Raw genomic sequence first — 23,937 nt, 5'->3', positions numbered from 1 at the left:
CGGCCATCGTGGGCTCATGCTCTCCGACGCGCAGATGGCCGCCTTCGTCGCCGACGGCTTCGTCCACGTCGAGGCCGCGTTCCCCCGCACCCTCGCGGACGAATGCCGCGAGGCCGTATGGCGGGACCTGGACGCGGACCCCGGCGACCCGTCCACGTGGCCGAACATCGCCTCGCGCCCCGACTACGCGCAGCCGCCCTTCGCCGCCGCCGCCAACACCCCGCGCCTGCACGCCGCCTTCGACGCCCTGGTGGGGCCGGGACGCTGGGCGCCGCGCACGAGCCTCGGCGGTTTCGTCGTCCGCTTCCCCTCCCCGGAGGCGTCGGTCGTCGACGGCTGGCACGTCGACGTCAGCTTCCCCGGCCCCGGCTCCCTCGCCGGCGACTACATGACCTGGCGCGCGAACATCGCGTCGAAGGACCGGGCCCTGCAGATGTTCTTCCTGTTCTCCGACGTCGGGGAGGACGACGCTCCCACCCGCCTCCGCCCGGGCTCCCACCGCGACACGGCCCGCGTCCTGGCGCCCGAGGGCGAGGACGGCCTGGACGCGCGCGAACTGGCCCGGCGCGCGGACGCCGCCAGCGCCCACCGCCCCACGGCCCTCGCCACGGGCCGCGCGGGCGACGTCTACCTGTGCCACCCCTTCCTCGTCCACGCCGGGCAGCCGCACCTCGGCGAGCACCCCCGCTTCATGGCGCAGCCCAAGCTGTCCCCCGCCGGGCCCCTCCGCGTCGAGCGTCCGGCGGCCGCCTCCCCGGTGGAGATCGCGATCGTCGGAGCGCTCGAACCGTGACGTCCCGGCGCGGGACGGGTCAGGGGACGGGCGCGAAGGCGCGGCGGTAGGCGGTCGGCGGGACGCCCACCGCCCGGGTGAAGTGGTGGCGGAGGTTGGCCGGGCTGCCGAGGCCGCAGCACTCGGCGATCTGGTCGACCGGGAGGGACGTGGTCTCCAGGAGTTCGCGCGCGCGGTCGACGCGGATGCCGCGCAGCCACGCCATGGGGGTCGTGCCGGTCGCGGCGTGGAAGCGGCGGATCAGCGTGCGGGTGGTGACGTTGGCGCGGCGCGCCAGGGCGGCGACGGTGAGCGGCTCGTGCAGCCGCTCGCGCGCCCAGTCGAGGAGCGGGCCCAGCTCGTCCGCGTCCGCCGGGGGGACGGCCGCGTCGATGTACTGGGCCTGCCCGCCGGGACGGTGCGCGGGCATCACCAGGCGCTTGGCCAGGGCGCTCGCCACGGCGGCGCCGTGGTCGTTGCGGACGACGTGCAGGCACAGGTCGAGCCCTGCGGCGGTGCCCGCGCTGGTCAGAACGTCGCCGTCGTCGATGTAGAGGACGGACGCGTCCACCAGCACCTTCGGGTGGCGGGCGGCCAGCTGGCCCGCGTGCATCCAGTGGGTGGTCGCGGGGCGCCCGTCCAGGAGCCCCGCGGCGGCGAGGACGAACGCGCCCGTGCACAGCGAGACGATGCGGGCGCCGTTGCCGTGCGCGGCGCGGACCGCGTCGACCAGGTCCGGCGGCTGCTCGTCGACGACGCTCGCGCAGGCGGGGATCACGACGGTGTCGGCGTCGGCGAGCGCGTCGAGACCGTGGCCGGTCTGCGGGACGAACCCGGCGGCGGTGCGAGTGCCGGGGGCGGCGCAGAGGCGGAAGTCGTACCAGGAGTCGGCGAGCCCCGGGCGCTCGTACCCGAACACCTCGCACGGGATCGCCAGCTCGAAGATCGGCACCCCTTCGGTGACCGCGACGGCGAGTGTGTGCATGTCACTAATTTAGCGGTGATGGTCACTTCTGCCACTTGGGGCCGGGGGCGGCGCGCGCCAGGCTCGGACGCATGGACGACTTCCCCTCTGGACGAGCCTCCTTCGACCCGCCCCCCGAAGCGGCCGAGCGCGTGTGGCGGCAGGTCGTCGACCTGCTGCGGGACGAGCGCGAACGGATCGCCGGACGGGACGTGAGCGCCCCCGTGGACGTGGCGGAGCTGCGCGCGGCGATCGGCGCGTACGACTTCGCCCGTCCCGTCCCGCCCCGCGAGGCGGTCGACGGGGTCGCGGAGCTGCTGCGGGCGACCACCGTCCACACCACGCATCCCCGGTACTTCGGGCTGTTCAACCCGACACCGACGCTGATGGGCGTGGTCGGCGAGACGCTCGCGGCGGCGTTCAACCCTCAGCTGGCCGCGTGGTCGCACGCGCCCGCCGCCGCGGAGATGGAGGCGCACCTGCTGCGGTTCCTGGGCGGGCGGCTCGGCTACCCGCCGGAGCGGGTCGCCGGGTCGTTCACGAGCGGAGGCGCGGAGGCGAACCTGACGGCCGTGCTGCTGGCGCTGACCAGGACCTGGCCCGAGTACGGCGAGAAGGGGCTGCGGGCGCTCCCCGGCCGCCCGGTCCTGTACGCGTCGGCCGAGAGCCACCTGGCCTGGCTGAAGATCGCGCACGCGACCGGGATCGGGCGGGAGGCCGTGCGCCTCGTCCCGACCGGGCCCGGGCTGCGGATGGAGGCCGCCCGGCTGGCCGAGCTGGTCACCGCCGACCGCGCGCGCGGCGACCTGCCGTTCCTCGTCGTCGCGACCGCCGGCACCACCGGCGCCGGGGCGATCGACCCGCTGCACGACCTGGCCGACCTCTGCGCGGACCGCGGCCTCCGCCTGCACGTGGACGCCGCCTACGGAGGCGCCGCGGCCCTGTCGGACCGGCTGCGGCCCGCGCTGGACGGCATCGAGCGCGCCGACTCGATCACGCTCGACGCGCACAAGTGGCTGAGCGTCCCGATGGGCGCGGGCGCGCTGCTCGGCACGGACGCCGGCGGCCTGGCGGAGACCTTCCGGGTCACCACGTCCTACATGCCGGACGAGATCCACGGCACCGTCGACCCCTACACGTCGAGCCAGCAGTGGTCGCGGCGGTTCATGGGGCTCAAGCTGTTCCTCAGCCTCGCCGTCGCGGGCCGCGCGGGCTACGCCGAGCAGCTCGAACGCGACGCCGGCCTGGCGGACGCGCTGCGCGAGGGGCTCGCCGCCGCGGGCTGGGAGATCGTCAACGACACCCCGCTGCCCGTCGTGTGCTTCGCCGACCCGGCCGACGGGACGTGGGAGCGCCACGACGCGCTCGCCCGCGCGGTCGTGGGGAGCGGGCGAGCGTGGATCAGCCCCGTCCGGCTGGACGGGCGCGCCGCCCTGCGCGCCTGCGTCATCAGCCACCGCACCACGCTCGCGGACGTCGAGGAGCTCGTCGCCACCGTGACCAAGGCGCGCGCCTGAGCGAGGCGGGTCAGGGGACGCGGGCGAGGGCGCCCAGCATGGAGACGTCCTCGACGGACGGGCGGCCCTCCGCCGGGTGTCGCGTCACGGCGCGCCGCTGACCCGGGCGCCGGGGGGTCAGACGATCGGGCGCCCGGTCCTGAGGCGGCGGCGGACGTCGCGCAGGTAGAGGTTGAAGGGGAACTCGCGGGCCGGGCGCGGCAGGGCCCGGTTGCTCACCGCCAGCACGCGGACGAAGCGGTCGAAGCGCGCCTGGTCGCGGGGCGTCCACGGGAAGCCGAGCTCGTCGCGGAAGGGCTGGGGAAGGAAGCCCATCGTCAGGAAGCGGTGGAACCGGCCGAACGTCCGGTGGACGGGCGCGGGCAGGAAGCGCATCTCGGCGAGGTCGCGCAGGTAGCCGCGGGTCACATCGTCCATCTCGATCTTCGCCAGGCCCGCCCGCCAGTAGTCCTCGAAGGCGTCCCGGTCCGGCGGCCACATGTCCGGGGTGACCTGGAGGGTGGTGCCGAAGCGGGCGCCGTGCCGGTACAGGTCGGCGGCCTGGTCGCGCGACGGCGTCCCGTACAGCATCGTGTAGATCATCTCGACGCCCACGTAGAGGCACGCGGCGACCCACAGCTGGAGGTCGCGGTCGAACGCGTTGTAGGCGACGGGCTCCTTCGCGCGGACGTGCCGGTGCGCGCGGTTCACCTCGCGGCGCATGGCCTCGCGCTCGGCCTCGGTGCCGAGCATGGCGACGGCGATGTAGCTGAGCGTGGTGCGGGCCCGCTTGACCGGGTGCTTGTCGACGCGGCCGCTGTCGACCGTGCTCTCCGCGACGCCGTGCCCTATGGGGAGGCGGGAGAGCTGCATGACGACGTTGGACGCGGCGGCGGCCAGGGCCACCCCGCTGATCGAGTCCAGGACGACCTTCGGCGGCGTCTCCTCCACGGTCGCGGTCATGCCGGCCCCACCTCCGTACGGGCTCGCGCCTGCGCCCACGATTGATACAACGAGTCGAATTTCGTCTCACTGTGCCATCGTAAGTGCGCACTTGCAAGGCGCCCGGGAAGAGAGCGCCCTCACACGCGGCCCGCACGGAGGCCGAGACCGAACGTCCGTGCGGCGGGCGGCCCGGTCAGGCGTAGGGGTTCTCCATCGCCAGGACGCGGCCCGCGAACTCCTTCAGGGAGTCCAGCGCGCGCAGGTACGGCATCGGGCCGTAGGAGACGCGCGCGACGCCCATCTCCGCCAGCTCCGCGAGCGACGTGCCCGGGAAGTTGTTCACGTTGACCGGGCCCGGGATCCCCTTGACCAGGGCCGGGACGGCGTCCGGCGGCGCCGCGATCGGGTACACGCAGTCGGCCCCGGCCTCCAGGTACAGCCGTCCCCGCGCGATCGCGGACTCGACCGGGTCCGGGAGCTTCGCCACGAACGTGTCGGCGCGGGCGTTGATCACCAGGGCGTCGCCGGCCGCCTCCCGGACGGCCGCGATGTACTCCGCCTGCGCCTCCGGCTCGGCCAGCTCCCCGGCGTAGGTGTCCTCCAGGTTGCAGCCCGCCGCGCCGATGGCGAGCAGCCGCTCGACCAGCTCACCCGGCTGCAGCCCGTACCCGGCCTCGGCGTCCACGGTGACGGGGACGGTCGCCGCGCGGATCACGCGCTCCGCGGCGGCGAGCATCTCCTCCACAGGCGCCCCCTCGTGATCGGGGTAGCCGAGCATGGCGGACACGGCGGCGCTCGCGGTGGCGAGGGCCGGGAATCCGGCCTCCTGAACGATCTTCGCGCTCCCCGCGTCCCACACGTTGGGCAGCAGCAGCGGCTCGCCCGGACGGTGCAGGTCCCGCAGCAGTGCGGCGTTGTCGGTCATATCTGTCCCCTTCCTTCCCAAGAGGGACGGAGAACGCGGCCGCGTTGTGACACCCGCGCCCGGCGGCGGCCCCGTCCCGCCGTCCCGGCCATGGGTTAGCGTCAAGGTGATCATCCGCTTGCGACGAGGGAGTACGCAATGCAGCCGTGGTCCGCCGATCTCGCCGGCCGCCTCGAAGACCACGTCGTCAGCAGCGAGCTGCTGCGCGGCAACCCGCTGGACGACCCGCACGAGCGGCCGGTGCTGGTGTACGTACCGCCGGGCTACGACGACGAACCCGACCGCCGCTACCCCAGCGTCTACGTGATCACCGGTTTCACCGGCCATGTCGGGATCTGGCGGAACCGGACGCCCTACCGGCGGCCCTTCCCCGAGACGGCCGACGAGGTGTTCGCCTCCGGGGAGGCACCGCCCGCGATCGTGGTCTTCGTGGACGCCTGGACGGCGCACGGCGGCAGCCAGTTCGTCGACTCCCCCGGCACCGGCCGCTACCACTCCTACATCTGCGACGAGATCGTCCCATGGGTGGACGGCCACTACCGGACGCTCGACGCGCCCGAGCACCGGGCGATCAGCGGCAAGTCCAGCGGCGGCTACGGCGCGATGATCACGCCGATGCTCCGTCCCGACCTGTTCGGCGCGCTCGCGACGCACGCGGGCGACGCCCTGTTCGAGTACTGCTACCTGACCGAGTTCCCCAAGTGCGTCCGGCACCTGCGCAAGTACGACGGCGACATCCTGCGCTGGTGGGACGACTTCAACGGCCGCACCTCGTTCACCAAGCCCGAGGACATGGAGCTGCTCAACATCCTCGGCATGGCCGCGTGCTACTCCGCGCGCGAGGACGGCACGCCCGAGCTGCCGTTCGACCCGGTCACCGGCGTGCTCCGGCCGCGGGTGTGGGAGCGCTGGCTCGCCTGGGACCCGGTGCGGATGGTGCCGGAGCACGCCGAGGCGATGCGCTCGCAGCGGGCGATCTGGATCGACGGCGGCACGCGCGACGAGTGGTACCTCGACATCGGCGCGCAGGCGTTCCACCGGGCGCTGCTCGACGCCGGCGTCGCCGAGGACGCGATCCACTTCGAGCTGTTCGACGCCGGTCACGGCGGCATCGACTACCGCTACCCCCTGGCGCTCTCCTGGCTCTGCCGCCGCATCGCCCCCTGACCGACCCCGCCGGGCGGCCGGCGTCTCAACGCGCGCGCCGCCCTCGCGGTTCCCTGCCCGCCGGGCCGGGCCGATCTCCCGGCCCGGCCCGTTCGCGCTGCTCCGCCACGGAATTCAATGGATTTCAGAGAGGCGCCCGGCAGGATTGAAAATCCAGAACCAAATGGATTTATTGACACCTTTCTCCAACCAGGGTGCACTTCGGGTCAGCTCATCCGGATGAGTCCCCCATCCAAACCCCCCGCCGGGCGGGCGGCGGTTCATGGAGCGCTCTTACAAGGGCCTCCACGTGCCCACCCCCTCCGCCCGCCCGGCACGTGGAAGGAGCACCCCCGTGCGACACCAGACCGCGATCGGGGCGGCGGCGTTGTCCGTCGGCCTCGCCGTGGCGATGTCCTCGCCCGCCTCAGGTGCGACACCCCGCACCGCCCCCGGCGCCCCGGCCAAGCCGGACCCCCGCGCCGTCGCCGCCGCCTCGGCCGACCGCCTGGTCGCGGCGAAGCCCGCCGCGTTCAAGAAGGCCCCCAAGGACAAGATCGTCCGGCGCGGGGTCACCTCGGGCCTGCGCGGCCTCCAGTACGTGGCCTACGAGCGCACCTACGACGGCCTGCCCGTCTACGGCGGCGACTTCGTCGTCACCACCAACGCGAGCGGCGGCGTGCTGAGCACCTCCGTCGACCAGACCCGCACGCTCGACGTGTCGACCAGGGCATCGGTCGGCGAGGCGGAGGCCGCCAGGACCTCGCGCGCCCGCGTGTCCAAGGTCGAGACCGCCTCCACGCCCCGCCTGACGGTGCTCGCCGAAGGCGCGGGACGGCTCGTCTACGAGACCGTCGTCAGCGGCACCCAGAAGAAGGCCCCGACGAAGCTGCACGTGTTCGTCGACGCCAAGAGCGGCAAGGTCGTCAAGACCTACGACGAGGTCCGGGACGCTGCCGACGACCGCAGCTACTACCACGGCACCGTGGACCTCAGCACCGCCGCCACGTCCATGACCGACCCGCAGCGCTCCGGCATCCGGTGCGGCGGCCAGAACGGCTCCGCCTACACCGGCACCGACAGCGCCTGGGGCAGCGGCAGCGGCACGGACCTGGAGACCGCCTGCGTCGACGCGCTCTACGCCGTCCAGAAGGAATGGGACATGCTGGGCTCCTGGCTCGGCCGCAACGGCATCAACGGCAGCGGCGGCGGCTTCCCGCTCCGCGTCGGCCTGAGCGACGTCAACGCCTACTGGAACGGCAGCTACACCAACTTCGGCCACAACCAGGCCGGCACCAAGCAGGCCACCTCGGTCGACGTCGTCGGCCACGAGAACGGCCACGCCGTCTTCACCACCACGCCCGGCGGCGACAGCGGCGGCAACGGGAACGAGAAGGGCGGGATGAACGAGTCGGCCGGCGACATCTTCGGCGCGCTGACCGAGCACTACATGAACGAGCCCGCCACCCTCGACCCGCCGGACTACCTGGTCGGCGAGGAGGTCGACCTGGTCGGCCAGGGCCCTATCCGCAACATGTACAACCCGTCCGCGCTGGGCGACCCGAACTGCTACTCGTCCTCGATCCCCAGCACCGAGGTGCACGCGGCCGCCGGCCCGCAGAACCACTGGTTCTACCTGCTCGCCGAGGGCTCGAACCCGAGCAACGGCAACCCGACCAGCCCCACCTGCAACAACTCCACCGTCACCGGCATCGGCATCCAGAAGGCCGGCCAGATCTTCATGGGCGGCCTGAACCGCAAGGTCACGAGCTGGAGCCACGCCCGCGCCCGCGTCGAGACGATCAACGCGGCGCTGCAGCTGTTCCCCGGCTCGGCCACCGAGTGCAACGCGGTGAAGGCGGCGTGGAGCGCGATCAACGTTCCCGCGCAGAGCGGCGAGGCGGCCTGCGGCACCCAGCAGAACGACTTCTCGGTCACGCTGAGCCCCGGCTCGGGCAGCGCCCAGGCGGGCGGGACGGCGACCGCCACGGTCGCCACCCAGACCACGGGCGGCACCGCCCAGCAGATCTCGCTGTCGGCGACGAGCAGCCCGTCCGGCCCGACCGCGACGTTCTCCCCGTCCACGATCACCTCGGGGCAGTCGTCCACGATGACCGTCACCGTCCCGGCCGGGACCGCTGACGGCACCTACCGGCTGACCGTGCTCGCCGACGGCGCGTCCGTCGACCGCACGGCCACCTACACGCTGACCGTCGGGCAGGGCCAGCCCGGCTCCGTCTACTCCGACGACTTCGAGTCCGGGACGGGCTGGACGACCAACCCGAACGGCACCGACACCGCCACCGCGGGCCGCTGGGAGCGGGGCACCCCGCAGCCGACCAGCTACTCCGGCACCAACCTGCAGCTCGCCGCCGCGGGCGGCAGCGGCGCCCTCGTGACGGGCGCGGCCGCCGGAACCGACGCCGGGACCTACGACCTCGACGGCGGCGTCAGCAGCGTCCAGTCGCCGGCGATCAGCCTGCCGAGCGGCACCCTCTCGCTGAAGTTCTCCTGGAACTTCGCCTACCTCAACAACAGCTCGACCGACGACTACCTGCGCGTCCGCGTCGTCGGCGCGAACGGGTCGAGCACCGTGCTGAACCAGAGCGGCGCCGCGGCCAACAAGGCCGGGGCGTGGCAGACGGCGACGTACGACCTGTCCGCCTACGCCGGCCAGTCCGTCCGCATCCTCGTCGAAGCGGCCGACAACGGAACCGGCAGCCTCGTCGAGGCCGGCATCGACAACGTCACCATCACCAAGGCCTGACCGCCCCCCGCCCGCGGCCCGCGACGGGGCCCGCTCCCCCGTCGCGGGCCGCGCCCTACCTGGAGGAACGCATGAGATCGCGCATGATCGCGAGCTTGGGCGCGGCGGCCCTCGCGGCGTCGGCCCTGCTCGCCCCGTCCGGCGCCGCGGCCGCGCCCGCCCCGCTGGCCGCCCCCGACATCTCGCTCGCCAACGTCAAGGCGCACCTGTCCCAGCTGCAGAGCATCGCCACCGCCAACGGCGGCAACCGCGCCCACGGCCGCCCCGGCTTCCGCGCCTCGATCGACTACGTGAAGGGCAGGCTGGACGCCGCCGGCTACCAGACCAGCGTCCAGTCGTTCACCTACAACGGCTCCACCGGCTACAACCTCATCGCCGACTGGCCGGGCGGCGACACGAACAACGTCCTGATGACCGGCGCGCACCTCGACAGCGTCACGGCCGGGCCCGGCATCAACGACAACGGCTCCGGCTCGGCCGCGAACCTGGAGATCGCCCTCACCATCGCCCGCGAGAAGTACGCGCCCAAGCGGCACCTGCGGTTCGGCTGGTGGGGCGCCGAGGAGCTCGGCCTCGTCGGCTCCACCAACTACGTCAACAACCTCGCCTCCACCGAGCGGTCGAAGATCAAGGGCTATCTGAACTTCGACATGGTCGGCTCCCCCAACCCGGGCTACTTCGCCTACGACGGCGACGGCTCCAGCGGCAGCGGCGGCCCCGCCGGATCCGCCGAGATCGAGCAGACGCTGCGCGCCTACTTCCAGTCGATCAACGTGCCCGTCCAGGACACCGCGTTCGACGGACGCTCCGACTACGGGCCGTTCATCCGGTACGGGATCGCCGCCGGAGGCCTGTTCACCGGCGCCGAGGGACGCAAGACGACGCAGCAGGCGCAGCTGTGGGGCGGCCAGGCCGGCGTCGCGTTCGACCGCTGCTACCACTCGTCCTGCGACACCACGTCCAACATCGACGACACCGCCCTCGACCGCAACGCCGACGCCATCGCCCACGCCGTCTGGACGCTCGGCGGCGACGGGGGCACCACGGAACCGCCCGGCGACACCGTCTTCACCGACGACCTCGAATCGGGCACCGGCTGGACGACCAACCCGAACGGCACCGACACCGCCACCGCGGGCCGCTGGGAGCGGGGCACCCCGCAGCCGACCAGCTACTCCGGCACCAACCTGCAGCTCGCCGCCGCGGGCGGCAGCGGCGCCCTCGTGACGGGCGCGGCCGCCGGAACCGACGCCGGGACCTACGACCTCGACGGCGGCACCACCACCGTCCAGTCGCCCGCGATCGCGCTGCCCGCCGGCTCGAAGACGCTGTCGTTCTCCTGGTACCTCGCCCACCTGAACAACAGCTCCACCGTCGACTACCTGCGGGTACGGGTGGTCGGGCCGAACGGCTCCACGACCGTCCTCGACCAGGCCGGAGCGGCGGCCAACCGCGCCGGCTCCTGGCAGACGCAGACCGCGGACGTCTCCGCCTACGCCGGCCAGACCGTCCGCATCGTCGCCGAGGCCGCCGACAACGGAACCGGCAGCCTCATCGAGGCCGGCCTCGACACCATCAAGATCACCAAGTAGCCGCAGGCTGTGTCGATCGCAGTGCCCTCCTCCGCCTGGCCTCGGGCCCGGCGGGGGAGGGCACAGCGACGGAATCGCCTCGCCTGCCTGGCGGCACGGTGCGGGTTGTCGGTGGGGCGGGGCAGACTTGAGTCATGTGCCGCAGTATTAAAACGCTTCGACCGCCGTACTCCGACGACGTCACCGACGAGGACGTGCGGGCGGCGGCGCTCCAGTATGTGCGCAAGATCTCCGGGTTCCGGGCGCCCGCCTCGCATAACGCGGAGGCGTTCGACCGGGCCGTGGAGGAGATCGCGCGGAGCACCGCCGCCCTTCTCGAAACCCTGGAGGTGCGGGGGCGCCGTTAGCCCTCGGCGGCGACCAGTTCGGCGATCTGGACGGTGTTGAGGGCCGCGCCCTTGCGCAGGTTGTCGCCGGAGCAGAACAGGGCGAGGCCGTTCTCGACGGTCTCGTCGCGGCGGATGCGGCCCACGTAGGTGGGGTCCTGGCCGGCGGCCTGGAGCGGCGTCGGGACGTCCGAGAGGACGACGCCGGGCGCCCCCGCCAGCAGCTCGCTGGCGCGCTCGGGGCTGAGCGGGCGCTCGAAGCGGGCGTTGACCTGCAGGGAGTGGCCGGTGAACACGGGGACGCGCACGCAGGTGCCCGACACCTTCAGGTCCGGAAGCTCAAGGATCTTGCGGCTCTCGTTGCGGAGCTTCTGCTCCTCGTCGGTCTCGGCGAGGCCGTCGTCGACGATCGAGCCCGCCATGGGGAGCACGTTGAACGCGATCGGGCGCACGTAGACCGACGGCTCGGGGAACTCCACGGCCGTCCCGGCGTGGGTCAGCCGGTCGGCGGTCTGGACGGTCTTGGCGGCCTGGTCGTGCAGCTCGGCGACGCCGGCGAGGCCGCTGCCGGAGACGGCCTGGTAGGTGGAGACGACGAGGGCGGTCAGCCCGGCCTCGGCGTGCAGGGGGCGCAGCACCGGCATCGCGGCCATCGTGGTGCAGTTCGGGTTGGCGATGATGCCCTTCGGGCGCTGCCTCGCGGCGTGCGGGTTGACCTCCGCGACGACCAGCGGGACGTCCGGGTCCATCCGCCAGCCCGAGGAGTTGTCGATCACGACGGCTCCGGCGGCGGCGACCTTCGGCGCCAGTTCCTTGGACGTGGTCTTGCCCGCGGAGAACAGCACGATGTCGAGCCCGGTGTAGTCGGCGGCCGCCGCGTCCTCGACGGTGACCTCGCCGCCGTTCCACGGGAGCCTGCGGCCCGCGGACCGCGCGGAGGCGAAGAGCCGCAGCTCGTCGACCGGAAATCCTCGTTCGGCCAGGATCTCGAGCATCTTGGCCCCGACCTGTCCGGTGGCCCCGACGATGCCGACTCTCATGCCGCTCCCTCGTGTAGATCGCTTGACCGGGCGAGTCTGCCCAGGTCGGATACAGGACGTCCAGTGATTAACCCTACGCGGAGGGGTCGAGCACTGCTTAACGGAAGGCGTCCAGCCCGGTGACGGCCTTCCCGAGGGTCAGCAGGTGAACCTCCTGGGTGCCCTCGTAGGTCAGGACGCTCTCCAGGTTGTTCATGTGCCGGATCACCGGGTATTCGAGCGTGATCCCGTTGGCGCCGAGGACGGTGCGGGCCTCCCGGGCCACGTCCAGCGCGGCGCGGACGTTCGCGAGCTTGCCGAACGAGACCTGCTGCGGGGTCGCGTTCCCCTCGTCCTTCAGCCGCCCGACGTGCAGGGCGACGAGGCCCGCCTGGCCGAGGGCGACCTCCATCCAGGCGAGCTTCTCCTGCGTGAGCTGGAACGACCCGATCGGCTTGCCGAACTGCACGCGGGTCTTGGCGTAGTCGACGGCCGCCTCGTAGCAGGACCGCCCGGCCCCGACCGCGCCCCACAGGATCCCGTACCGGGCCTCCGAGAGGCAGCCGAGCGGGCCCTTCAGGCCCTTCACTCCGGGCAGCATCGCCGACTCCGGCAGGCGCACGCCGTCCAGCACCAGCTCGGAGGTGACCGATGCCCGCAGCGACAGCTTGCGGTGGATGTCGCTCGTGGTGAACCCCGGAGTGCCCTTGGGGACGAGGAAGCCGCGGATCCCGTCGTCGGTGCGCGCCCACACCACCGCGACGTCGGCGATCGAACCGTTGGTGATCCACATCTTGGCGCCGTCCAGCACCCAGCCGGCGCCGTCCCGGACGGCGCGGGTGAGCATGTCGCCGGGGTCGGAGCCGCGGTCGGGCTCGGTCAGCCCGAAGCAGCCGATCGCCTCCCCCGCGGCCATCCTCGGCAGCCACTCGTTCTTCTGGTCCTCCGAGCCGTACTTGTGGATCGCCGCCATCGCCAGCGAGCCCTGGACGGACACGAAGCTGCGCAGCCCCGAGTCGGCCGCCTCCAGCTCCCGGCACGCCACCCCGTAGGCGACGGCGCTCGTCCCGGCGCAGCCGTAGCCCTCCAGGTGCATGCCGAGCAGGCCCAGCTTGCCCAGCTCGGGGGCCAGCTCGCGCGCGGGGAACGTCCCGTCCTCGAACCAGGCCGCCAGGTGCGGCGCCACCTTCTCCGCCACGAAGGCGCGCACGGTGTCGCGGACCATCCGCTCCTCGTCGGTGAGCCGGTCGTCTACGCGCAGCACGTCCATGCGGGGTCTCCTCCGTCCGGGGCCGTCCGCGACGAGGGTACGTCGCTGGGCCGACCCTGACCGGGCAGGGGTGCGATCAGGGATGAATCAGGGCGAATCCGGATGTCAGAGTTACCTTTCGCTGGGCATGATCGAGGCATGGACATGGACAAGACCACGGGCAGGCAACTCCGCCGCACGCACGAGGGACGCATGGTCGCCGGGGTGTGCTCCGGCGCGGGCCGGTTCCTCGGCGTCGACCCCAACATCCTCCGGCTCGGCCTGGCCATCTTCACGATCTTCGGCGGCGCCGGCGTCGCGCTCTACGCGATCGCGTGGCTCCTCATCCCCGAGGAGGGCGCGCAGAAGTCGGTCGCCGAGGACCTGTTCAAGAAGGCGAGCGACTCCCCGACCGTCCAGGACGCGGTGCAGAAGACGAAGGACGCGGTCAACAAGAACCGCACCCACGCCTAGGACGCCGGGATGCCGGACAGCTCGTCGCCGCCCCCGGCGGAGGGGGTGACGACGACGGGTTCGACGTGCTCGCGCGTCCCGGCGACGACGCCGCCGCGGACCTGGTTCCAGCCCAGGGTGAGGATCGCGGCGGCCGACAGGCCGAGGACGCCCGCGAGCGCCACCACCGTCTCCGGCCCCAGCACCTGGGCGGCGGCGCCGCCGACGAGGATGCCGACGCCCTGACCGGCGAGGATGCCGGACTGGGCGAGCCCGAACGCCTGCCCCCGCCCCGACGCGGGCACCGCCCCCACGAACGCGGTGTTGGCGGCGAGCTGGTAGGCGCCGCCGACGCCCGACAGCGCCCACAGCACGACGACGCACCACAGCGGCGGATGCGCGCCCGCGCCGATCAGCGGCAGGCACGCCAGCATCGACATCCAGCCCATGACGTGGAGCCGGCTCGCCGGACGGACGAACCGGCTGAACAGCAGCGACCCCACCACCATGCCCGCCGGCATCGCCGCCAGCAGCAGCCCGGCCGTCACCGCCCCGCCCCCGAACGTCGCCGCGTACGGGACGGCCAGGCCCTCGGGGATCACGTAGAACGCGCACAGCCACGCGAACAGCACCAGCGACCGCAGCACAGGATCGCCGAACACCAGCCGCACGCCGTCGCGCGTCCCCCGCCACAGCCCGAGCGACTGGGGCTCCCTGCTCCGCTGCGCGGGCCGCCGCCGCAGCCCGCCGATCAGCACGACGGCGGACGCGCCGAACGTCAGCGCGTCCAGCCCGAGGGCCTCGTAAGTCCCGACGACGGCGACGGCCGCGCCGCCCAGGAGGAAGCCCAGGACCTGCGTGATCTGCTGGGTGACGCTCGCGATCGCCGAGCCCGCCACATATCGGTCGCCTTCCAGCACGTCCGGCATGACCGCGGCGCGCGCGGCGGAGAACGGCGTCCCCAGCAGCACCGTCAGGAACACCAGCCCCGCGAGCCCCGCGACCGGCATCGGCACGAGCGCCATCACCGCCACCAGCCCGGCCCGCAGGACGTCGCAGACGACCATGACCGTCCGGCGCGGGAACAGGTCGGCGAGGCCGGACAGCACCGGCCCGCCCACGATCGGCGGGATGTAGGTCAGCGCGTACATCAGCGCCGTGAGCAGCGTCGACCTGGTGTGGTCGTACACGAGCACGGCCAGCGCGACCTGCGCGAGCTGGTCGCCGACGAACGACAGGGCCTGCGCGAGCCAGAGAGCGCGGAACTCGCCCACCGCGAACACCTCGCGGTAGGTCGCCTGCTCATCCGGCGGACGACGATGCCGGCCGGTCTGCCTTCCCGCCACGCACGCTCCAGTTCAGCCCGCCCGGTGCCGGGCGCCCTCCCCTATTAACTCACGCTGCGTGGCAGTCGCGTGACCTACAGTGCGCATTTCCCTGATCAATATCCGAGTTCGTGCAGTCGCTCGTCGCTGATCCCGAAGTGGTGCGCGATCTCGTGTACGACTGTTATCCGGACTTCTTCCACAACGTCCTCCGCGGTGTCGCAGATCCGGAGGATCTCGTGGCGGTAGATCGATATGTGATCGGGCAGGACGGCCCCGTACCAGTCGCCCCGCTCGGTGAGGGGGATGCCCTGGTACAGGCCGAGAAGGCCGCGCTCGGGCGCGTCGTCCTCCACGACGATGACGACATTGCGCATGTGGGCGGTCAGCTCCGGCGGCACACTGTCGAGAGCCTCCGCCACGAGGTCCTCGAACGCCTCTCGCGACAACTCCATCACACTGGTCATTCTGCTCGACAGAAGGGGAACACGTGCCCAAGGTCCGCGCCGCGTCGACCCAGGCCCTCGCCGCCGTGCGCGCACAGGCCGCGCGCGCCCGCGCCGCCTGCTCGCCCGTCACCCGCCGCGCCCGGCCCGTCCTCACCAGCCGCTGGACGCGGTTCTCCCTCGTCATCGTCGTCGGCCTCGCCGGAGGCTATCTCGGCCTCCTCGCCGGCGGCAGCTACGTCACCCCCGTCGGCCCCGCGGACGTCCAGCTCACCCTGCACCCGTCCCTGCACGGCGGGACGACCCTGAAGCTGCCCCCGCTCGGCTCCCTCCGCCTCGACACCCACGGGGGCCCGGTCTCCCTGGAGGCCCGCCTCACCGACCTGCGCCCCGACCAGGCCAAGAAGCTGATCGAGGACGACACCGAGGTCGACCGCCTGACCGACCAGATCGCCGGCCAGCTCCGGCACGGCCTCGCCGAGCTCCTCCTGCGCGCCGTCCTCATCGGCCTGGCCACGAGCTTCGTCGCGTCCCTGGCCCTCTTCCGCTCCTGGCGGCGCGCCCTGCTCGGCCTGGGCTCCGCCGCCGCCGGCCTCGTCGCCCTCACCCTCATCACCTGGGGGACGTTCAACCCCCAGTCCATCGCCGAGCCCCGCTACACCGGCCTGCTCGCCAACGCCCCCCAGGTCGTCGGCGACGCCCGCAGCATCGTCGAGCGCTTCTCCGCCTACCGCGCCCAGCTCGCCCGCCTCGTCGGCAACGTCTCCGAGCTGTACGCCACCACCTCCACCCTCCCCACCTACGAGCCCGACCCCTCCACCATCCGCGTCCTGCACGTCTCCGACATCCACCTCAACCCCGCCGCCTGGAACGTGATCAAGTCCGTCAGCACCCAGTTCAAGGTCGACCTCATCATCGACAGCGGCGACCTGATGGACCACGGCAGCAAGCCCGAGGACAAGTTCGCCGACGAGATCTCCGGCCTGAAGGTCCCCTACGTCTACGTCCGCGGCAACCACGACTCCAAGGTCACCCAGAAGGCCGTCGGGCGGGAGAAGAACGCCATCGTCCTGGACGGTGAGACCCGCGAGGTCGCGGGCCTGCGCGTGTACGGCCTCGGCGACCCCCGCTTCACCCCCGACAAGAGCACCCGCGACGACTACGTCGGCGCCGACCAGCTCCGCGCCGAGGGCCTCAGGCACGCCGACGAGCTCCGCAAGGCGGGCAGGCTCCCCGACCTCGTCGTCACCCACGACCCCACCGAGGGCGAAGGCTTCTCCGGCGTCGCCCCCATGGTCCTCGCGGGCCACACCCACACCCGCTCGACCAAGCTCCTGCCCACCGGCACCCGCCTGTTCGTCCAGGGCTCCACCGGCGGCGCCGGCCTGCGCGGCCTCGAACACGAGGAGCCCACCCCCATCGAGCTGTCCGTCCTCTACTTCAGCCGTGCCAGCCACCGCCTCCAGGGCTGGGACGACCTGCGCCTCGGCGGCCTCGGCCTCACGTCCGCCCAGATCGAACGCCACCTCGAACCCGCCCCGGACCGCCCCGTCACGCCCCAGCCCCCGGCCGCGTCCCCGCCCGCGTCCCCGACGTCCCCGTTCCCCTCGGAGTTCCCGTCCGACTGGCCGTCCCGCACCCCGTCCCCGACCGTCACCCCGTCGCGCACCACCTCTCCGAGGTAACCGTTTGCACGCCGCCCCGCCGCGTCCTCTAGACTTGGCGAGTCGAGTGGCGACCAAGTCCGCCACCACGGGCCCCCTTCGTCTAGCGGCCTAGGACGCCGCCCTTTCAAGGCGGTAGCGCCGGTTCGAATCCGGTAGGGGGTACCACCCACACTGCTGCATGATCATTAGCCGTCCAGGTCGTCACTTCCCGTGACGCCTCCGATGGCACTCCGTAGTCGCATGGGGTCCCAGCCCTCCACCGCCCCTTCAGATCGGCGTCGAGGACCCCTCCGGCGATCCCCTGCACCGGCCGCGGAGCACCCGGGGCGTGTTCACCCGGGCGGCGTTCGCCCGGCCCCTGGCGGCACGAGGCGGAGCGGCCTCTCGGACGGAAACGGTTCCGTTCCCCCTTCCACTCGCCTGATAAGATCGCCGCGAAATAAAAACTGAAAAAGCCGTCTCGGCTCTTCAGTCGTCCGTGGAAGCGGGCGCACGAAGGGCCGGGGCCAACGCCTCCGGGATCCCTTTGTGCGCCCCAACAAACAAAGGGGTTCCGGTGGAAAAGAAATGGCGCCCGCGAGTTTTGCTCGCAGGCGTCCGCAGATACCTGGAGACGCTGTCGAGCGATCTCCGGGCTGCGGACAAAGGAATGCTCGCGATGGTCATGATCGCGAGCGCGGCGGGTGTCGCCAACGGCTTCATCCTGGCGCTGACGGGCGTGACCAAGAGTGTCGGGCCGCTGACGGCGGCCTGCGTCTCCGTGTTCTTCGGAACGCCGGTCATGTGGGTGTTCTTCAGACCGTCGCTGCGAAGCCGCTGGTCCGTATGGATGCCGTCCCTCCTGCTGGGCCTCAGCATGGGGGTGAACAACCTGGCCTACCAGAACGGCTTGCGGTGGGTTCAGTTGCAACTCCTCCAGCCGCTCTCGTTCCTGTTCAGTGCCATCTTCCTGATCGGCCCCAGGGTCGTGCGGGACGCCAGGAGCGGGAGGTACTCGACCGCCATGTGGCCGGTCCTGGCCGGGCTCGGTATCTGGCTCCTGTCCGCCGACACGGCCGGCGGCGCGGGCGGGCGAGCCTTCACCGACGCGATACCGCGGATCCAGGTGCTGGGCCTGCTCGTTCCGGACTGGGGGCTGGGACTCGGAACCCTGTTCCTCACCGCGGCCACCTACGCCTACTACAGCAGGAAGATGGAGGTCTTCGGCAAGGATGTCCGCGGGAAGATCAACACTCTCGCCGGCATCCCCTGCTTCGTCGTCCTCGGGCTGGGCGCGCTGGCGTTCGAGAGCGACTGGGCCGGCATCACCGACGGCTACTGGCTGTATCTGCTGATCTGCGCGTGCAGCGGGATGGTCCTCTCGCTTCTCAACGGAGTCGTCATGGTGTGGGCCTTCGACAGGGGGCTTCTCGCGTCCACGACCGTGATGCTCTCCCCGCTGCGAACCCTCCTCGGAACGTTCCTGGGGATGGTCGCGGCGCACACCGCCCCCGGCCCCCTGGGACTGGCGGCGATCGGCCTGATCCTCGTCGCCTCCTTAGGAGCGGCGGTGATCCAGAGTCGTCAGGACGGCTCTGAGTGACCCGGCGGCGGGGAGGCTCTGCCTCCCCGCCGTTCGCGTGCCGCCGGACTAATCCGGTTGGCCGGGCCGCCGGGCCCGGCTAATGTTCGTCCCACCTCGCGGCTGCTGAACCTCGGGGAGTCCATCGCCCACGGAGCGATGTCCCGTGCGTCCGCTCTGGACGATCACGTCTGAGACCCATGCCGAAATCCAGCAGCCACCAAGGAAAGCCCATGACCGCGTCCCCGCAGGATTCCCGCCTCGTCCGCATGGACGACGGCTGGCTCCGTCTCCCCAACCGGTGGGACATCCCCGTCGAGATCTGCGCCGGCGCCGACGTGCCGATAGAGCCCAGCGCCATCGACGAGATCCTCACCGTGCTCGAAACCGCCGGCACCCTGGCGCGGCTCGCCGACGCGACCGGGCACCCGGGCGCGGTCATCGACCGCGTCGCGCTCACCCCGGACCTCCACAAGGGCGCCGGGATCCCCATCGGCACCGTGCTGCGGACCAGCGGCGCGCTGATCCCGCAGGCGGTCGGCAACGACATCAACTGCGGCATGCGCCTGGAGACGACCTCGCTCACCGTCGACCAGGTCCGTCCCCGGCTGGACGCGCTGGAAGGGCGGCTGCGGCACCTGTTCTTCGAGGGCGGCCGGCGGATCGCGCTGTCGGGGCTCCAGCGCGAGGCCCTGCTGCGCGACGGGCTGCCCGGCCTGCTCGCGGCGCCGGGAGATCCCGCGAGCGGCATCTGGTCGCAGTACCGGCCCGAGGACGGGCGGCCGGGCCGGATCCACGGCGAGCGGTACCCGGTCACGACCGCCGAGCCGTTCCGCGACTGGATCGACAGTGCGGGCGGGACCAGCTACGACAGCATCATCGGCAGCGTCGGCGGCGGCAACCACTTCGCCGAACTGCAGTACGTCGCGTCGGTCCACGACCGGCAGGCCGCCTACGCCTGGGGGTTCGAGCCCGGGCAGGTCGTGCTGATGGTGCACAGCGGCTCGCTGTCGCTGGGGCACCAGGCGAACGCCGACGGCCTGGAGCGGGCGAGGAAGGCGTGGCCCGCGTCCGTCCCGCTGCCGGACAACAAGATCCTTCCCATCCTGCTCGGCGAGCGGAACGAGGCCGCGCTGCGGCGCTACCTCGACGCGTTCGGCAACGCCGCCAACTTCGCGGTCGGCAACCGGTTCTTCCTCTCGCTCATGCTGCGCCAGGGCCTCGCCGCGGAGTGCGGCGACCTCACCGGCGACCTGGTCTACGACGCCCCGCACAACCTGCTGTGGCGGCACGACGACGGGTCGGTCGTGCACCGCAAGGGCGCGACGCCCGCGGGCGGGTACGCCGACACGGCGGGCGGGCCGTACGCGATGTGGGGCGAGCCGGTCATCGTGCCCGGGTCGATGGGGGCGGCCAGCTACGTGCTGCGGGGGCGCGGCGACCCGCGGACGCTGGCCAGCGCGTGCCACGGCGCCGGCCGCCGCGTTCCGCGCGGCGCGGCGTCCCGGGCCGGCGACGCCGAACTCGACGCGTTCCTCACCGGGTTCCGCGTGGTCACGCCCCTCGACCACCGCGACCCCGCGGTCACCCGCCGCGCGGACGTCATGGCCGCCTGGCGGCGCGACCTCAAGCAGGAGGCGCCGTGGGTGTACAAGGACATCGGCCCGGTCGTGTCCAGCCTCGAACGGGCCGGCGTCGCGGACCCGGTGGTCGAGCTGCGGCCGCTACTGACCGTCAAGGGATGACTCGCCGGGCGGGGCCGGCCGTCCTGGCGGACGATGCCGGTCCCGCCCCTTTCCCGCAGGCCGCCCGCCCTTTCCCGCGGGCCGCCCGCCCCTTTCGAGCCGGCCGCCTTCACCGGAATAGTTGAAAGATCAGCCTTGATACGCCATCGGCGAATGGAAGCCTGGGCGGCCGGTTAATCGACCGTCCGAAAAGTGGCGGAGCGCCGCTCCATACGCGCGACCTCCCCGTTCGCCGTCAACCCGTAGCCGCCCGGCGGACAAGGGGTTGAAATCCACGGGAAGTTAGGTCAAGATCACCCAGATGCTCCCGCCGCGGGCGGCGGTTTATGTCGAACCGCGCCCGCCGTATGACGCTTGTGTGTGACCACCTGAAGCCATCGGCAACTGGGAGGCGCCCGAGTGAATGGGTCTGACCTGCGAACGGATGGATTATCCCCTCGAATTGAGCAATCAACCCCCGCGTCCGCCTCGGGCGTACGGCGGACTTCGGATCTGCTGCAGACCTCGCCCTATCTGACATTCGTCCGCCCCGGCGACGAAAGCCCGGTCGTCTACGCGATCGACGAACTGACGCCGGCATATCCCGACGTGACGGCGCCGGAATGGGCCGCGTTCGGGGCGATCGGCCTGGACCGTTCCGTGGTCTGGCACGGGGACGCCGCCGCGCTCGACGCCCTGAACGACGCCGCGGCATCGCCCGTCGAGCGGCCGGTGCTCGCGGCGGCGCACGGCCCCGCGGTCGTCGACGACCTGGCCGGCCGCGGCTGGCTGCAGCCCCCCGCGGACCTGTGCGCCGACTACCTGCTGACCACCGCGCAGATCGAGGTCACGGCGCACTGCAACTGGGGCTGCGGGTTCTGCCCCGTCTCACTCGACCGCAAGCCGGCGGCGACGATGCCGATGCCGCTGTTCGAGGAGATCATCGAGAAGATCGCTCCGTACGACACGATCCGGTACGTCACGTTCCACTTCTACAACGAGCCCACGCTGGACCGCTTCTTCGCCGAGCGCCTGGCGGTCCTGCGCGAGCACCGGCTGAAGCTGCGCCTGTTCACCAACGCCAGCAGGCTCACCGAGGAGAAGGTCGCCCTGCTCCGCCAGGGGGACACGCTGTTCCAGCTCGTGGTGAACCTGCCGGCGCTCGACGAGGACTCGTTCCGCGACCTGACGGGCACCAGGGGACTCGCGCGGACGCTGGCCGGCGTCGAGGCCGCGCTCGACGCCGGGCTGCCGATGGAGATGGTGGTCAACGGCGGCGGGGACGACGCGCGGCGGCGGCTCGGCGAGCTGCGGGCGCGGTTCGAGCCGCGCGGCGTCGCGGTCCGCTCGACGCTGCTGTCGGACCGGGCGGGATCGCTGGCGGAGGACTACCACCAGGACGTCCGCGTCGAGGGCAGGCTGCGGGGCTGCGGCTGGCCGGTGAACCACGCGCATTTCTCGGTCGGCGGCGACATGTTCATCTGCTGCAACGACTACTACCAGCGCGAGAAGTTCGGCAATATCCGCTCCGGCTCCGTGCACGAGCTGATGACGAGCGAGGCGGCGGTCCGGCTGCGCCGCAGGGTCTTCGGTGTCGCCGACGCGCCCGACGACTATCTCTGCCGAACGTGCCATGACCAGCTGCCCGACTTTCCCCGCCGGCAGTTCCGCCCGCTCGCCAGCTTCCCGGTGAAAGGCTGCCACCGGGGGGTGGGCCGTGCCTGAGGAGACCGCTCCCCGCAGCGTTCGCATCTGGTACGTCTCCGGACAGCGTCTCTGCAATTTCCGGTGCGCGTACTGCGTTTCCGTCAACGACTACGCCAAGAGCAATTCCGGCGACTGGTCCGACGAGGACCGGTCCCGCTTCGAGAAGATAGTGGACTGGATCGCCGACCGGCCGTTCCAGATCGGGGTCCGGCTGGCGACATTGGGAGAACCGTTCGCCTCGCGGCCGTTCCTGTCCAAGGCGGCCGGGCTGAGCACGCGTCCGAACATCGACTTCGTCGAACTGCTGACCAATGGGTCGCTGCTGAAGCGCCGCCTTGAGCAGCTCGACCGCGAGGGGGACATCGGCAAGATCTCACTGTGGGTGACCTACCACCCGACGGAGATCCCGCTGGCGCGGTTCATCGCGAACGCCCGCTTCGCTCAGGAGCGCTACGGCTGCTTCGTCGTCGTCAACGGCCTGCTGTTCCCCGACAACGAGCAGGAGGTCGTCGATCTCGGGCGCGCCGCCGAGGACGCGGGCCTGCGGTTCAACCTCGACCTCGGCTACGACCCCCTCACGCCGCACGGCGTGCACACCGAGCTCGGCGCCATGGTGCCCGTGCTGCGCGAGCGGGCGGAGGACGGGATCGACCGCGCGATCCGCCTCGGCGCGCATCCCGAGCTGCTCGACCTCAACATGGCCGCGATGCGGGACCTGCGCGGGGAGACGTGCAGCGCGGGCCACGACTACTTCTACATCGGCATCCGCGGCGACGTGTACCGGTGCTCGCGCTACCAGGCCCTGGACAAGGACCGCATCGGCAACGTCCTCGACGAGGGGTTCGAGCTCCGTCCGGCCCGCGAGCCCTGGGCCGCCTGCGGAGCCGGATTCGGCTGCGGCAACAAGGAGGACTTCCTTCACCTGCGGCGGCGCCGCCCCGCGGCCGGACCGCCGCCCCCCAGCCTCGGCTGGGTCGACCGCGACGCGCCCGCGGCCGCCGGCCGGACCCGCCGCGGCGGCGCGCCCGGCGCGCTCACGCACGCGGCGCCGGCCGGGCCCTCCACAGAGGAGACGCACTGATGCGCATAGCGGACATGACCTGGCAGGAGTACGACGACCAGATCGGACGGCGGATCGTCGTCCTGCCGATCGGTTCGATCGACGGCCACGGCCCCCACCTGCCGCTCTCCGCCGACACGATCATCTCCGACCACCTCGCCCGGCAGCTGGAGGAGCGGCTCGGCGTCCTGGTCCTGCCGCCCCTGACCTACGGCCTGGCCACCGATCCCGCGGCCAGCGGCGGCCGGTTCCCCGGCGTGACCAACGTGCGGGCCGCGACCTTCACCGCTCTGGTGCTGGACATCCTGCGCGCCTCCTACCGGCACGGCGCCCGCAGGTTCGTGCTGCTCGACTCGCACAAGGTCAACCTGGGCGCGCTCAGGGAGGCGGCCGAGCTGTTCGCCGACACCGCGCCGCAGGCCCGGATCATGGCCGTCACCTGGTGGGACGTGGTGACCGAGGAGAGCCGCAACGCCATCGCGGCCGAGACCGGCGTCGCCCGCCATGACGACCACCACGCGGCCATGGTGGAGACGAGCCTGGTGATGCACGCCGCGCCGCACCTGGTCCGCGAGGAGCTGCTGGCCGACGACGAGATCCCCCGCCGGGCGCGCTACTTCGTCCTCCCCGTGCCGCAGGATCTGCGGACCAAGACCGGCGTGGTCTACCGGGCGGCGGCGGCGAGCCCCGCCATCGGCGCACGGCTGATGACCGAGATCGTCACCAACCTTGTCGCCGCGGTCACCCGCGAGCTCGGCGAATCCCCGCAGGAGGTCCACCCGTAATGCTGATC

At 72.2% G+C, this 23,937-nt stretch carries 20 protein-coding genes and 1 tRNA gene; 14 read left to right on the top strand and 7 right to left on the bottom strand.

Annotated elements, in window-relative coordinates:
• Nucleotides 1–16: 16 nt before the first annotated feature.
• On the top strand, nt 17–793 hold the full coding sequence (locus AB0C87_RS32990) for a phytanoyl-CoA dioxygenase family protein (RefSeq protein WP_353831055.1): 777 nt from the start codon (nt 17–19) through the stop codon (nt 791–793).
• 19 nt (nt 794–812) lie between these two features.
• Here the strand turns inward: AB0C87_RS32990 and AB0C87_RS32985 are convergent, their stop codons facing one another.
• Entirely contained in the window at nt 813–1,757 is a 945-nt protein-coding gene (locus tag AB0C87_RS32985; protein ID WP_345185108.1) for a helix-turn-helix domain-containing protein, read from the bottom strand.
• A gap of 71 nt (nt 1,758–1,828) precedes the next feature.
• Here AB0C87_RS32985 and AB0C87_RS32980 point away from each other — a divergent pair, with 71 nt between their 5' ends.
• Entirely contained in the window at nt 1,829–3,253 is a 1,425-nt protein-coding gene (locus AB0C87_RS32980; RefSeq protein ID WP_360581105.1) for a pyridoxal-dependent decarboxylase, read from the top strand.
• A gap of 117 nt (nt 3,254–3,370) precedes the next feature.
• On the opposite strand, the gene AB0C87_RS32975 is transcribed toward AB0C87_RS32980, so the two are convergent.
• Together AB0C87_RS32975 and AB0C87_RS32970 are read right to left on the bottom strand one after the other, a co-directional pair.
• Entirely contained in the window at nt 3,371–4,195 is an 825-nt protein-coding gene (locus AB0C87_RS32975; RefSeq protein ID WP_353831052.1) for an oxygenase MpaB family protein, read from the bottom strand.
• 175 nt (nt 4,196–4,370) lie between these two features.
• Nucleotides 4,371–5,102 carry an isocitrate lyase/phosphoenolpyruvate mutase family protein gene (locus AB0C87_RS32970; protein WP_360581103.1) on the bottom strand — a complete coding sequence of 244 codons (732 nt, stop codon included), beginning with the start codon at nt 5,100–5,102 and terminating at the stop codon, nt 4,371–4,373.
• A 138-nt stretch (nt 5,103–5,240) separates the two neighbouring features.
• Here AB0C87_RS32970 and AB0C87_RS32965 point away from each other — a divergent pair, with 138 nt between their 5' ends.
• From AB0C87_RS32965 to AB0C87_RS32950, 4 genes are all read left to right on the top strand, one after another.
• Nucleotides 5,241–6,269 (top strand): alpha/beta hydrolase-fold protein, encoded by a 1,029-nt coding sequence (locus AB0C87_RS32965; protein ID WP_353831051.1) that lies wholly within the window; start codon nt 5,241–5,243, stop codon nt 6,267–6,269.
• 334 nt (nt 6,270–6,603) lie between these two features.
• Nucleotides 6,604–9,015, top strand: coding sequence for a M4 family metallopeptidase (locus tag AB0C87_RS32960; protein ID WP_345185132.1), 2,412 nt, complete (start codon nt 6,604–6,606; stop codon nt 9,013–9,015).
• A gap of 83 nt (nt 9,016–9,098) precedes the next feature.
• On the top strand, nt 9,099–10,607 hold the full coding sequence (locus AB0C87_RS32955; RefSeq protein WP_360581101.1) for a M28 family peptidase: 1,509 nt from the start codon (nt 9,099–9,101) through the stop codon (nt 10,605–10,607).
• 134 nt (nt 10,608–10,741) lie between these two features.
• Nucleotides 10,742–10,954: a DUF2277 domain-containing protein gene (locus tag AB0C87_RS32950; RefSeq protein WP_179844599.1), complete on the top strand. Its 213-nt coding sequence runs from the start codon at nt 10,742–10,744 to the stop codon at nt 10,952–10,954.
• On the opposite strand, the gene AB0C87_RS32945 is transcribed toward AB0C87_RS32950, so the two are convergent.
• Both AB0C87_RS32945 and AB0C87_RS32940 read right to left on the bottom strand, forming a co-directional pair.
• Nucleotides 10,951–11,973: an aspartate-semialdehyde dehydrogenase gene (locus AB0C87_RS32945; RefSeq protein ID WP_345185137.1), complete on the bottom strand. Its 1,023-nt coding sequence runs from the start codon at nt 11,971–11,973 to the stop codon at nt 10,951–10,953. The two genes, AB0C87_RS32950 and AB0C87_RS32945, sit on opposite strands and share 4 nt — an antisense overlap.
• Nucleotides 11,974–12,070: 97 nt before the next feature.
• The gene (locus AB0C87_RS32940) at nt 12,071–13,222 is read right to left on the bottom strand and encodes an acyl-CoA dehydrogenase family protein (protein WP_353831049.1); all 1,152 of its coding nucleotides are present in this window, start codon (nt 13,220–13,222) and stop codon (nt 12,071–12,073) included.
• 138 nt (nt 13,223–13,360) lie between these two features.
• Here AB0C87_RS32940 and AB0C87_RS32935 point away from each other — a divergent pair, with 138 nt between their 5' ends.
• Nucleotides 13,361–13,675, top strand: coding sequence for a PspC domain-containing protein (locus AB0C87_RS32935; RefSeq protein ID WP_345185144.1), 315 nt, complete (start codon nt 13,361–13,363; stop codon nt 13,673–13,675).
• On the opposite strand, the gene AB0C87_RS32930 is transcribed toward AB0C87_RS32935, so the two are convergent.
• A complete protein-coding gene (locus AB0C87_RS32930; protein ID WP_345185147.1) occupies nt 13,672–15,000 on the bottom strand; it encodes an MFS transporter in 1,329 nt (442 codons plus the stop codon). The two genes, AB0C87_RS32935 and AB0C87_RS32930, sit on opposite strands and share 4 nt — an antisense overlap.
• 95 nt (nt 15,001–15,095) lie before the next feature.
• Entirely contained in the window at nt 15,096–15,437 is a 342-nt protein-coding gene (locus AB0C87_RS32925; protein ID WP_345185163.1) for a metallopeptidase family protein, read from the bottom strand.
• A gap of 32 nt (nt 15,438–15,469) precedes the next feature.
• On the opposite strand from AB0C87_RS32925, the gene AB0C87_RS32920 reads away from it, so the two are divergent.
• From AB0C87_RS32920 to AB0C87_RS32890, 7 genes are all read left to right on the top strand, one after another.
• A complete protein-coding gene (locus AB0C87_RS32920; protein ID WP_360581098.1) occupies nt 15,470–17,110 on the top strand; it encodes a metallophosphoesterase in 1,641 nt (546 codons plus the stop codon).
• Nucleotides 17,111–17,181: 71 nt separating this feature from the next.
• Nucleotides 17,182–17,257 (top strand) — tRNA-Glu (locus AB0C87_RS32915).
• A 493-nt stretch (nt 17,258–17,750) separates the two neighbouring features.
• Nucleotides 17,751–18,674 (top strand): hypothetical protein, encoded by a 924-nt coding sequence (locus AB0C87_RS32910; RefSeq protein ID WP_345185152.1) that lies wholly within the window; start codon nt 17,751–17,753, stop codon nt 18,672–18,674.
• Between the two features lie 212 nt (nt 18,675–18,886).
• Nucleotides 18,887–20,398: an RtcB family protein gene (locus tag AB0C87_RS32905; protein ID WP_360581096.1), complete on the top strand. Its 1,512-nt coding sequence runs from the start codon at nt 18,887–18,889 to the stop codon at nt 20,396–20,398.
• Between the two features lie 588 nt (nt 20,399–20,986).
• Entirely contained in the window at nt 20,987–22,102 is a 1,116-nt protein-coding gene (locus AB0C87_RS32900) for a radical SAM/SPASM domain-containing protein (protein ID WP_360581094.1), read from the top strand.
• Nucleotides 22,095–23,165 carry a radical SAM protein gene (locus AB0C87_RS32895; RefSeq protein ID WP_353831045.1) on the top strand — a complete coding sequence of 357 codons (1,071 nt, stop codon included), beginning with the start codon at nt 22,095–22,097 and terminating at the stop codon, nt 23,163–23,165. The genes AB0C87_RS32900 and AB0C87_RS32895 overlap by 8 nt, the downstream gene beginning before the upstream one ends.
• Nucleotides 23,165–23,929, top strand: coding sequence for a creatininase family protein (locus tag AB0C87_RS32890; RefSeq protein WP_360581092.1), 765 nt, complete (start codon nt 23,165–23,167; stop codon nt 23,927–23,929). The genes AB0C87_RS32895 and AB0C87_RS32890 overlap by 1 nt, the downstream gene beginning before the upstream one ends.
• Nucleotides 23,930–23,937 lie beyond the last annotated feature (8 nt).

The organism is Actinomadura sp. NPDC048021, from assembly GCF_040653135.1.
Classification (GTDB): Bacteria; Actinomycetota; Actinomycetes; order Streptosporangiales; family Streptosporangiaceae; genus Spirillospora; species Spirillospora verrucosospora.
This window is presented reverse-complemented; position numbering and strand designations above follow the sequence as displayed.

Bases quoted from the DNA above. Each gene is read 5' to 3' on its own strand.
- AB0C87_RS32890 (WP_360581092.1), top strand. From the start codon at position 23,165: ATGCGCATAGCGGACATGACCTGGCAGGAGTACGACGACCAGATCGGA.
- AB0C87_RS32955 (WP_360581101.1), top strand. From the start codon at position 9,099: ATGATCGCGAGCTTGGGCGCGGCGGCCCTCGCGGCGTCGGCCCTGCTC.
- AB0C87_RS32905 (WP_360581096.1), top strand. From the start codon at position 18,887: ATGACCGCGTCCCCGCAGGATTCCCGCCTCGTCCGCATGGACGACGGC.
- AB0C87_RS32970 (WP_360581103.1), bottom strand. From the start codon at position 5,102: ATGACCGACAACGCCGCACTGCTGCGGGACCTGCACCGTCCGGGCGAG.
- AB0C87_RS32935 (WP_345185144.1), top strand. From the start codon at position 13,361: ATGGACATGGACAAGACCACGGGCAGGCAACTCCGCCGCACGCACGAG.
- AB0C87_RS32945 (WP_345185137.1), bottom strand. From the start codon at position 11,973: ATGAGAGTCGGCATCGTCGGGGCCACCGGACAGGTCGGGGCCAAGATG.
- AB0C87_RS32990 (WP_353831055.1), top strand. From the start codon at position 17: ATGCTCTCCGACGCGCAGATGGCCGCCTTCGTCGCCGACGGCTTCGTC.
- AB0C87_RS32985 (WP_345185108.1), bottom strand. From the start codon at position 1,757: ATGCACACACTCGCCGTCGCGGTCACCGAAGGGGTGCCGATCTTCGAG.
- AB0C87_RS32910 (WP_345185152.1), top strand. From the start codon at position 17,751: ATGGTCATGATCGCGAGCGCGGCGGGTGTCGCCAACGGCTTCATCCTG.
- AB0C87_RS32940 (WP_353831049.1), bottom strand. From the start codon at position 13,222: ATGGACGTGCTGCGCGTAGACGACCGGCTCACCGACGAGGAGCGGATG.
- AB0C87_RS32965 (WP_353831051.1), top strand. From the start codon at position 5,241: ATGCAGCCGTGGTCCGCCGATCTCGCCGGCCGCCTCGAAGACCACGTC.
- AB0C87_RS32980 (WP_360581105.1), top strand. From the start codon at position 1,829: ATGGACGACTTCCCCTCTGGACGAGCCTCCTTCGACCCGCCCCCCGAA.
- AB0C87_RS32950 (WP_179844599.1), top strand. From the start codon at position 10,742: ATGTGCCGCAGTATTAAAACGCTTCGACCGCCGTACTCCGACGACGTC.
- AB0C87_RS32975 (WP_353831052.1), bottom strand. From the start codon at position 4,195: ATGACCGCGACCGTGGAGGAGACGCCGCCGAAGGTCGTCCTGGACTCG.